Source organism: Paenibacillus whitsoniae (genome assembly GCF_003955665.1).
Taxonomy (GTDB): domain Bacteria; phylum Bacillota; class Bacilli; order Paenibacillales; family NBRC-103111; genus Paenibacillus_E; species Paenibacillus_E whitsoniae.
The window spans coordinates 1-9,879 of record NZ_RXHU01000095.1 but is presented as its reverse complement, the minus strand read 5'-3'; the positions used below and the strand labels follow the sequence as shown (position 1 = coordinate 9,879).

11 protein-coding genes, 2 pseudogenes and 1 other annotated feature are annotated in these 9,879 nt (G+C 50.9%); all 13 genes and pseudogenes read right to left on the bottom strand.

Going from position 1 to position 9,879, the window contains the following annotated elements:
• Positions 1-32: 32 nt before the first annotated feature.
• A pseudogene (locus tag EJQ19_RS27165) lies at positions 33-746 on the bottom strand (class I tRNA ligase family protein); the annotation flags it as partial.
• A 71-nt stretch (positions 747-817) separates the two neighbouring features.
• Positions 818-1,064 (bottom strand) — a binding site (T-box leader).
• 79 nt (positions 1,065-1,143) lie between these two features.
• Entirely contained in the window at positions 1,144-1,626 is a 483-nt protein-coding gene (locus tag EJQ19_RS27160) for a DivIVA domain-containing protein (protein WP_126144368.1), read from the bottom strand.
• A gap of 159 nt (positions 1,627-1,785) precedes the next feature.
• Positions 1,786-2,571: a YlmH family RNA-binding protein gene (locus tag EJQ19_RS27155; RefSeq protein ID WP_126144367.1), complete on the bottom strand. Its 786-nt coding sequence runs from the start codon at positions 2,569-2,571 to the stop codon at positions 1,786-1,788.
• A complete protein-coding gene (locus tag EJQ19_RS27150) occupies positions 2,572-2,811 on the bottom strand; it encodes a YggT family protein (RefSeq protein ID WP_126144369.1) in 240 nt (79 codons plus the stop codon). It lies immediately after the preceding gene.
• Between the two features lie 66 nt (positions 2,812-2,877).
• Positions 2,878-3,300 carry a cell division protein SepF gene (locus tag EJQ19_RS27145; RefSeq protein ID WP_126144366.1) on the bottom strand — a complete coding sequence of 141 codons (423 nt, stop codon included), beginning with the start codon at positions 3,298-3,300 and terminating at the stop codon, positions 2,878-2,880.
• Positions 3,301-3,312: 12 nt separating this feature from the next.
• Positions 3,313-4,002, bottom strand: coding sequence for a YggS family pyridoxal phosphate-dependent enzyme (locus EJQ19_RS27140; RefSeq protein WP_126144365.1), 690 nt, complete (start codon positions 4,000-4,002; stop codon positions 3,313-3,315).
• Between the two features lie 37 nt (positions 4,003-4,039).
• The gene (gene pgeF, locus EJQ19_RS27135) at positions 4,040-4,906 is read right to left on the bottom strand and encodes a peptidoglycan editing factor PgeF (protein WP_126144364.1); all 867 of its coding nucleotides are present in this window, start codon (positions 4,904-4,906) and stop codon (positions 4,040-4,042) included.
• Positions 4,907-5,018: 112 nt separating this feature from the next.
• Positions 5,019-5,321: a YlmC/YmxH family sporulation protein gene (locus EJQ19_RS27130; protein ID WP_126144363.1), complete on the bottom strand. Its 303-nt coding sequence runs from the start codon at positions 5,319-5,321 to the stop codon at positions 5,019-5,021.
• Between the two features lie 139 nt (positions 5,322-5,460).
• Positions 5,461-6,243, bottom strand: coding sequence for an RNA polymerase sporulation sigma factor SigG (sigG, locus tag EJQ19_RS27125; RefSeq protein ID WP_126144362.1), 783 nt, complete (start codon positions 6,241-6,243; stop codon positions 5,461-5,463).
• 160 nt (positions 6,244-6,403) lie between these two features.
• A complete protein-coding gene (gene sigE / locus EJQ19_RS27120; RefSeq protein ID WP_126144361.1) occupies positions 6,404-7,126 on the bottom strand; it encodes an RNA polymerase sporulation sigma factor SigE in 723 nt (240 codons plus the stop codon).
• Between the two features lie 37 nt (positions 7,127-7,163).
• On the bottom strand, positions 7,164-8,087 hold the full coding sequence (gene spoIIGA / locus EJQ19_RS27115; protein WP_126144360.1) for a sigma-E processing peptidase SpoIIGA: 924 nt from the start codon (positions 8,085-8,087) through the stop codon (positions 7,164-7,166).
• A 416-nt stretch (positions 8,088-8,503) separates the two neighbouring features.
• Entirely contained in the window at positions 8,504-9,625 is a 1,122-nt protein-coding gene (ftsZ, locus tag EJQ19_RS27110) for a cell division protein FtsZ (RefSeq protein WP_126144359.1), read from the bottom strand.
• 31 nt (positions 9,626-9,656) lie between these two features.
• Positions 9,657-9,879, bottom strand: a pseudogene (locus tag EJQ19_RS27105) (cell division FtsA domain-containing protein); the annotation flags it as partial.

Genomic DNA, 9,879 nt, shown 5'->3' with positions numbered 1-9,879 from the left:
TATCGTCGGCAGCGTCAGATGTGTATAAGAGACAGCGTCCAAGGCGTCGTCGTCCAGATGACGATCGCCGCGTCTTGCGGCAGCTTGCCTTTGCCGTCTTTGACAGGGAACGCCACGTAAATCGAAGTGGACGTTTTCTCTTTGTACTCGATTTCCGCTTCCGCGAGTGCGCTCTCAGAGGATGGAGACCAATAGACCGGCTTCAACCCTTTATAGATATAACCGCGCTGAACCATCGTTCCGAACACGCGGATTTGCTGTGCTTCGTATTCCGGCTGCAAGGTGATGTACGGGTTTTTGAAATCCCCGCGAATACCCAGGCGCTGGAATTGGCTTTTTTGCTTTTCCACAGATTGCAGCGCATATTCGGCACAGTACTGCCGGAACTCGGGTACGGTCATTTTTTTGCGGTCGACCTTGCCGCTGTTTGTGATCACTTGCTCGATCGGCAAGCCGTGCGTATCCCAACCAGGAACGTAAGGCGCGTCGTAGCCTTGCAGCGTTTTGAATCGAACGATAATATCTTTCAATACTTTGTTCAGCGCATGCCCGATATGAATGTCCCCGTTCGCATACGGAGGCCCGTCATGCAGGATGAACTTCTCGCGGCCTTTGCGGCTTTCTTGCACTTTCGCGTAGATGTCTTCCGCTTCCCAACGCGCTTGCATCTTCGGTTCGGCTTGCGGCAGATTTCCTCTCATCGGGAAATCGGTTTGCAGCAGATTTAATGTTTTGCCATAATCCATACGATTTCACTCCACTTCCACATCATCAATAATTGATTTTCGCTGAAAAACAAAAAAAGCCTCCCATCCCCAAAAGGGACGAGAAACTCTAGCTCGCGGTACCACCCTCGTTAAAAAGCCTTTCCCCGCCATGCCGAAACAAGCGAATGACAGCTTTCTCACTCGATCATGGATAACGGCATGACCCGTTTCTCTCTACTGAAATTCAAGAGACGCTCCTGGGGGATATTCAGTACGCTGCAGAGATTAGGCTCACACCACAACCCTAATTCGCTGACACTGCTTACGCGACCTACTCGTTCCAGTCATAGCTTTGTTGTTTTGAAACTCGAACTTAACAGGAGTATACCGAATTCGCACGGCATAGTCAATAAGCGAGGCGCCCGAGGGCTGCCTCTTACTCTGATACTTTCTCCTGATCAAACTGCATGCTCTGCCAACCTTCATTGTTCAGCAGTTCCAACTGCGCTTCAAGCAGCGTGCGGAAACGTGTGCGATAAATCGACGCTTGCTTCTTGAGTTCTTCGATCTCGAGCGCCACCTTGCGGGAACGCGTCAAAGACTCGTTAATGATCCGGTCCGCATTCTTCTCGGCTTCCTTCAGAATCAATTGCGCCTCTTTCTTCGCGTTATTACGCACTTCGTCGGCCGCTTCTTGCGCGACGATGATCGTTTTACTGAGCGAATCCTCGATGTTCATGAAGTGGTCCAAGCGCTCCTGCAGTGCGATAGTTTGATTCTGATAATCTTTATTTTCGCGAATCAGCGCTTCATAATCTTTAATGACTTGGTCCAGAAATTCATTGACCTGATCCTCATCGTAGCCGCGAAAAGAACGTGTAAACTCCTTATTATGTATGTCTAACGGTGTTAATGGCATCAGTGCCCCTCCTTAGCGTTTTGCGCAGCAAAACTGACTTCGTAAGCTTACCGCCGATCTGTTCAATGCGAACAGTGGAAAATAAGCCCCTGTCGATACCGTTACATTCGACAGAAACTCGGCAATTCCTGCATCGTTCGTGGATAAAAGTTCCACAAATTATGCGTACTTGCCGATTTTTACACGAATTCTCCCTTTTTTTGTTACGCCTTCCACTTCCAGCACTTTAAACCTGCCAAAGCCCTGCATCGACACGAGATCGCCTTCTTTAAGCGGCTTGCTCGGATCCTCCTCGACCTTCCAGTTTACCCGGCAACGGCCCGCTTGAATGGGAATCAACACCTTCGCCCGGCTCAGCCGGAACACGTCACTGACAATGCCGTCCATCCGCATGGACGCCACCGACAGCGTGATTTCGTCGAGTTGAACGTTCGCCTGCACCAGCTTCTCCACCGGCAGCAGCTCGGTCTGAACATGTACCCGATGCACTTGCGACAAGTTCAGATGCAAATAATCCGCCGCATCCCGGGTTACAAGGCAGTGGCATCCGCCTTCAATAACATGAATATCGCCAATCTTGTCCCGCTTCATGCCGAGTCCAAGAATGGCGCCCATGTAATCTCCATGTTCTAATGTCAGGAACTTCCCATCGCCGGAAGACACGGCTAGTACCGCCATCTCCATGTCTTCGTCCTCCAGCATCCGGTAGTCAGGAGCAATCAGCGCTCGCCGACGTTCCGCCTGCGGGTAGCCGCCATCCATCCGACAATGCACATCTGGATGGCGATTGACCAGCGAACTCAAAATAAAGGCTTGTCTCGGATCAAGAAAATCCGTTAATTTAACCGCATGGTTCTCAGCTGCCCGCTCGACCCAATCCCACGCTTTGTCGACAAAGTGATGCTCGTCGGAATGAAAATGCCCGTATAATTCTTTCTGCAGCATTTAGAACAGATCCGCGATAAATCCGATAACCGCCGCAATGCCCATCACGACAAAACGCAGTGCAATCAAGGCGACAATCGGCGAGAGATCGATGAAGCCGATGCTTGGAATTATTTTACGGAAAGGCGCCAAATACGGTTCAACCAGCTTCGCAAGCAGTCCTCCGACAAAACTGTCGCGCGCGTTCGGAAACCAAGAGAGAATCAAATAGCCGATAATCATAAAGTAATAAATTTCCATCAAGTAGTATAAAGAGCTATAAACAGTGTCCACGTCAGTCTTTCACCTCGGTTGTAGGGTATGCGTCTATTCCTCGCCGACCATCTCGGATATGTGTCCGTGAATGTCTACGGTGTCCGGCGTGCACAGAAAGATGTTCGGTCCCAGCTTGGAGATAGACCCATTCAATGCATAGACGGTTCCGCTTAAAAAATCCACGATGCGAAGCGCAATGTCGCCACGAACGCGCTGCAAATTGACGACCACAGATCGGCGCGAGCGCAAGTGATCCGCAATATCTTGCGTTTCCTCGTATGTACGCGGCTCGCTGAGCACAACGCGCGCATTCTTCTGGGAGTGGATGCTCACAACATTCGCTTTATTTCTATTACGTAATTCATAAGGATTGGTTTCAGGTTCTTCCGGTGTTTCTACGATTCGCTCGCGCTCGACAACTTCCTCTTCCTCTTGAAGTCCCAGGAAATTCATAAACTTATTGTATACGCCCATCGTTGGTACCTCCTAATTCAATTCTTTGCCTACCAAAATCGTGCCGAGACGCACCCACGTTGCGCCCTCCTCAATGGCCACTTCGAAGTCGCCGGACATGCCCATCGATAAATCCATTACCTCGTAAGGGAATATACGCCTTTCATTCAGCTCGTCACGAAGCTCCCGCAATCCGCGAAAGACCGGTCTTGTCTCTTCAGCTTCGAGCTCATATGGCGCCATGGTCATAAGCCCGGTAATATGTAAATTCGGCAGCAGGCTGACCTCAGTTGCAAAATCGAACAACTGGGCAGGCGACAACCCATACTTGGTCTCTTCTCCGGATACGTTTACCTGGATAAAGCAGTTGACCTTGATCCCGCGCCCAGCGGCCTGCTTGTCCAATTCCTTGGCAAGCGACATTCTGTCGAGGGAATGAATATAGGCGAACTTGCCGATAACATCCTTCACTTTGTTCGTCTGCAAATGGCCGAGAAAGTGCCATGTGCCGCGCTCATGAAGCGCCTCCCACTTCGGCTTCACATCCTGCCATCGGTTCTCGCCGATATGTGCAAGCCCGAGGTCCAGCACTTCCCGGGTCGTGTCCAGTGACACGTATTTCGTGACGGCAATCACACGGATGGATTCCGGGCTTCGGCCCGTCTGCCGGCATACTTCGGCAATACGCGTTTTTACATGTTCAATTCTTTCAGACAAACTCATATCTGCCAAACACCTCAATTCCCCTTCAAAGCCGCACTTAGGCGCGCATACCGATCCAGGCGATCATACGCCCCGTCGCCCCCCCTTCTTTTCGATGGGAAAAGAAGAGATCTGTGCGGCAACTCGTACATAACTGAGTTACTTCGATATGAGACGACAAAATTCCTGCTTGTTCCATGAATTTTTGATTCAGCGCTTGCAGGCTCAGCATGTATTTGCCGTTCGGCTGCGCGGTAATAACCGTTTGCACAGCGGTCTCGGAAGCTTGCATCGATGCCAGCGCTTCATACACGCGGCTGGCTACTGTGCCATCGACTTCATAGCAGCACTGGCCGATGGAAGGGCCGATCGCCGCTCTAATGTTCGCAGGCCGGCTACCAAAAGTATGCGTCATTAAGGAAATCGTAGACATGGCAATATTTAGGACCGTACCCTTCCAACCCGCATGCGCAAGGCCGACCGCCTCATGCTCCGGATCGTAGAAGAAGAGCGGTACACAATCGGCATACTGTGTGCAGAGAAAGATCCCTTTTTCGTTCGTGACAAAACCGTCCCGATCCTGAACCGCCGTTTCTCTGGCGTCACGGCCGGCTCCCTTAAGCGCTGAGCCGATAACCGCCACGTCTGCGCTATGCACCTGCTCCGCATAGGTAAATGCCTCGAAAGGCTGCTCCAGTGCCTCGGCAATGCGACGCCGGTTCGTGACCACGTCCGCAGCCACATCGCGCACGTGCAGCCCGCAGTTCAGCGTGCCGAACGGCGACCCACTGACACCGCCCCATCGCGAGGTAAACCCCGCCGACAAGCCCGGAAACGCCGCCTCCCAGCCTGCCAAATGCAAAAGATATGGCCGCTCCTCCACCGGTGCCGATGCCGGCGCTACAAATGGCTCCGCGTTGTTCATTCCTTTTCCCCCTCCGACTTTCTTCTCCTTCTACTGTACCACAAAATAAAAAGACACACGATGGCAAGCAGGCCGCCCTCTTCTCCGCAGCCGCTGCTTCGCGTGTCCAGCCTTAATTCCGGTACTGCCGATTGAACTCATAGACGCCGCCTTCATTGTCATCTGTCTGCCGATACGGGCGGGCATCCTCCAACTTCACCAACACCACATCCGCGCCGATTTTGACGATATGCTTCCAAGGAATGATCACATCCGTGCCTGTGCCGAACAACCCGAAAAACCGCGACTGATTCGGAACAACGATCGACTCGATCCTTCCCTGGCGCAGGTCAAGCTCCAAATCGCTGATTTGCCCCAGCTTTTTGCCGTCGACGATGTTAATGACATCTTTGGTCTGGAAATCAGAAATTTTCATCAGGAAGCTCACCACGAATCTCTAAGGGATTTTGAACAGATTTGTATTAGTATATGTGCCCACTACGCAAAATGTCCTGAAGCTTAAAAAAAGACTGTCACAGCTTGTCTATCTTAGCTGTTTCAGTCTTTGGGACAAGTTAAGTTTTGACGTGTTTCTGCATTTGCGATATCGCCGATTTCTCGAGCCGAGACACCTGCGCCTGGGAAATGCCGATTTCGTCAGCTACTTCCATCTGTGTTTTGCCTTCAAAAAAACGCATCGATAAAATCATTTTCTCCCTGGCGTTCAGCCTGTGCATAGCTTCCCGCAGCGCGATGCCTTCAATCCAGGACATGTCCTTATTGCGCTCGTCGCTGATCTGGTCCATGACATAAATCGGGTCGCCGCCGTCGTGGTAAATCGGTTCGAACAAGGATACCGGGTCCTGAATTGCATCCAGGGCGAAGACGACGTCTTCCTTGGGCACGTTCAGCGCTTCCGAGATCTCGTAGATGGAAGGCTCCCGTGAATTTTGATTCGTCAAGCTGTCTCTGACTTGCAGCGCTTTGTAAGCAATATCTCTCAAGGAACGAGACACGCGAATCGGGTTGTTGTCACGTAAGTAGCGGCGTATCTCACCTATAATCATCGGTACGGCATAGGTTGAGAATTTTACGTTTTGACTCAAATCAAAGTTATCAATTGCTTTCATCAGTCCGATGCAGCCAACCTGGAAGAGATCGTCCACATACTCTCCGCGATTGTTGAAGCGCTGGATGACACTTAGTACCAACCTTAGGTTGCCGTTGACCAATTTCTCTCTTGCGGTTCTTTCCTGCTTGGTTTGCAAATCAGTGAACAACTCACGCATTTCTGCATTGGTCAGAACAGGCAGTTTGGCGGTATCAACTCCACATATCTCAACTTTATTTCGGGTCACCGTGATTACCTCCCAAGGAGAAACATTACTGTTAATTATCCCCGTGAGCGGTCGATTTATTCCTGCCTGGAGCTCGGCTTACCCACTTGACAAACGGTTGGCAACTCGCTCTCTCCCGTGTCTGTAGCACAAATTGACAATCGGTTCGCGAAAAAAATTTTCACACCATCTTGTTGAATTCTTTCCGCAGTCTTTTGATAATTCGCTTCTCGAGGCGAGAAATGTAGGACTGGGAAATGCCGAGCAGATCGGCGACGTCCTTCTGCGTCTTTTCTTCGCCGTCCTGGAGTCCAAAGCGAAGCTCCATAATGATGCGTTCCCGCTCCGATAGCTTATCTAGGGCCTTATGCAAAAGCTTGCGGTCTACCTGCTCTTCAATGTTGCGGTAGATCGTATCATTCTCGGTGCCGAGCACATCCGATAACAGCAGCTCATTGCCGTCCCAATCGATGTTCAGCGGTTCGTCAAAGGACACTTCCGTACGGATCTTGCTGTTCCGGCGCAAGTACATCAAAATCTCGTTCTCGATACAGCGAGATGCGTATGTGGCGAGCTTGATCTTTTTCTCTGGATCGAACGTATTGACCGCTTTGATCAGTCCAATCGCGCCAATGGAAACCAAATCCTCAATATTGATGCCTGTATTCTCGAACTTTCTTGCTATATAGACAACCAGTCGCAAGTTCCGCTCAATCAGCATCGCTCTGATTGCCGCGTCACCCGACGGTAATTTTTCCAATAAGTATTCTTCCTCTTCCCGCGTCAGCGGCGGCGGCAGTGCTTCACTACCCCCGATATAATAGATTTCTTCGCCTTTCAGGCCGAGCCACATCAATACCTTATAGTACGCTAGTTGAAAACGCATTTTCCATTTTAAGATCATGTTGGTTTCCTCCTAAAAGCCTTCGCTAAGTTTTCCGTTACCCTGCCGATATCAGGGCTGGATGAATAATGGCTTGATACGTGCCGTCACTGCACAGCTTGCCGCCGTCGAGCCCGATAAGGACCTTGGTTGCCTCCATTTGCGTCTGATTATGCGTGATCACCACCTTATCCGGTTTAATCGCGAGCATAAACTGGGTGTTCCGGTTCACACCGCGATAAGGGACAAGCCGCAAGCGATCCTGCCAGGCAAAATCGTCGCCGCCCAGCCCGTTAATGATCTGATCGACATCGGCCGAGCGGATGCGCTGCAGCCAGCTCCCCGGCAGCACCTCCCCCCACTCCGCCACTTCCATCACCATGACGGGCGTGCGCGTGAGCGGGTCATACAGTTGATTGCCCGTGTCAATTAGCCCTTTGCAGGTTGCGATAAACTCACCGACATGTATCGTCACCTCCGCTAAATAGGAAGTGACAACCTCCCGCTGTTTGGCGCTTTGAAATACGGTTCTGAACCACCAGATAAGCGGAGCCATCAAAAGAAGCACGAATACAACGCTCCCTACTTGCACTTGGAAGACGGCGGCTCCCGATTGCGTAAACACCATGCCTCGCATGACGTCCGAGGAGGAGGCCATGACGTAATGAATCCCAAACATGCCTCCGGCCACGACAAAATTAACCACGAGAAACGTACCAACGTTGCGTAATAAATTTTGAAGAGATCCGTAGCCAAAAGCAGTCATAATCATACCGATACACCACATACATTTCACAGAAAATGTAAATAGCAGTGGAGGAATCGGCAGAAACATCATCACCACATAACAGGCGCCAAGCGCAGCGGAGAGCGCAATTCTCCACCAGCTGAACGCGATTTTTCGCGTCTTGGCCGTAACCAATAGCAGGGCCGCATCGATGAGAAAATTCAGCAGGAAAATGAGATCCGCATAGACGACCACACATGTCTCACCTCCGAACATCCTGCTCAATTTCCATTTTTGTGTGAGTTTAAAAAGCCGGGTTCTCAGCACCGAGAAGATTGCGAGAACCTGAAGAAGGTGGAACGGAGTGTAGGCAAACCTACATGAGTACCGCACTTCGAAGGTGAACGCAAGATTCGATGTCGAATATGCTTCCTGGCCTGCTTCGTGATCAAAAGACGACTTTTTAAACTACCTTTTTTCTGACGAAACTTTATGGTTCTAAATCAGTATAGGCCATCCGAATTTCAAAGTCTGTCTAAACGTGCTAGATGGACTATACTTTTTTTGTCAATTAACGCGGACTCGCCCCGCCCCGTAAATCCCCTGAAAAACAAAAAGACCGAGGCCCCTACATCACGTAGGGCTCGGTCTCAGGGCTCGAAAAGCTGTAATTATTTGTCGGTATTCCGTCCGCGGTTGCGGAGGAACGTCGGAATATCCAATTGATCGTTCGACGGCTGTGCGCCAAACGGCTTCAAGTTGTTCATCCGGTTGTCTTGGACAGGCGTTTCCTGCTGCCCGAGACTTGGACGTCGTTGAGGCTGCTGTTGCGGCACTGCTTTATGCTCAAAACCGGTTGCGATGACCGTAACGAGAATTTCGTCTTTCAGCTTCTCGTCGATGACCGCTCCGAAAATCATGTTGACTTCAATATCGGAGGCAGAAGCTACGATATCCGCCGCTTCATTGACTTCGTACAAGCTCAGGTTCACACCGCCGGTAATGTTCATCAGAACACCGCGTGCACCTTCGATCGATGTTTCGAGCAGCGGGCTGGAGATCGCTTTCTTCGCCGCTTCTGCCGCGCGGTTCTCGCCTGTTGCCACGCCAATCCCCATGAGGGCGGATCCGCGCTCTGTCATAATCGTCTTCACGTCGGCGAAGTCAAGGTTGATGAGACCAGGCACAGCGATCAAGTCGGAGATGCCTTGCACGCCCTGACGCAACACGTTGTCCGCTTCGCGGAACGCTTCCAGCATCGGCGTTTTCTTGTCGACGATTTCAAGCAAACGGTCATTCGGAATAATGATTAGCGTATCCACTTTCTCTTTGAGAGCCGCAATGCCTTGTTCCGCTTGCAGGGAACGCTTGCGACCTTCAAAGGTGAACGGACGTGTGACTACGCCTACCGTCAGTGCGCCAACTTCTTTGGCGATTTCTGCGATAACCGGCGCAGCGCCTGTTCCAGTACCGCCACCCATGCCGGCTGTAACGAACACCATATCGGCGCCGCGAAGCGAGTTCAGAATAGCCTCCCTTGACTCTTCTGCCGCTTTCTTTCCTACTTCCGGATTCGCACCAGCGCCGAGCCCGCGCGTCAGCTTATCGCCAATTTGCAGCTTTTGCTCGGCTTTCGCGAGGTGCAACGCTTGTGCATCCGTATTAACGGTGATAAATTCAACACCCTTTACCCCGTTCTCGATCATACGGTTGACTGCGTTGCTGCCGCCGCCACCTACACCGATGACTTTAATTTGCGCCAATTGATCCAAGTCGATATCAAATTCAAACATACTCAGTCATATCCCCCTTACTTTAATACTTCTAAATAAATTCGCTAAAGAAATTTTTAAACCGTTCAACCCAACCGGGCTTTTGATTTTCGGAGGATTTTTTTACTGCTGCTTTGGTAGCTGCTTTCTTGGTAAAGCTGGGAGCGCGGTTTTTCATAGATTTGGAGACGGAAGTAATGATACCGACGCCGCTCGTATAAGAAGGATCGCGAACACCGATAAAATCCGGAACAGCGATGCGCACGGAGGTTCCT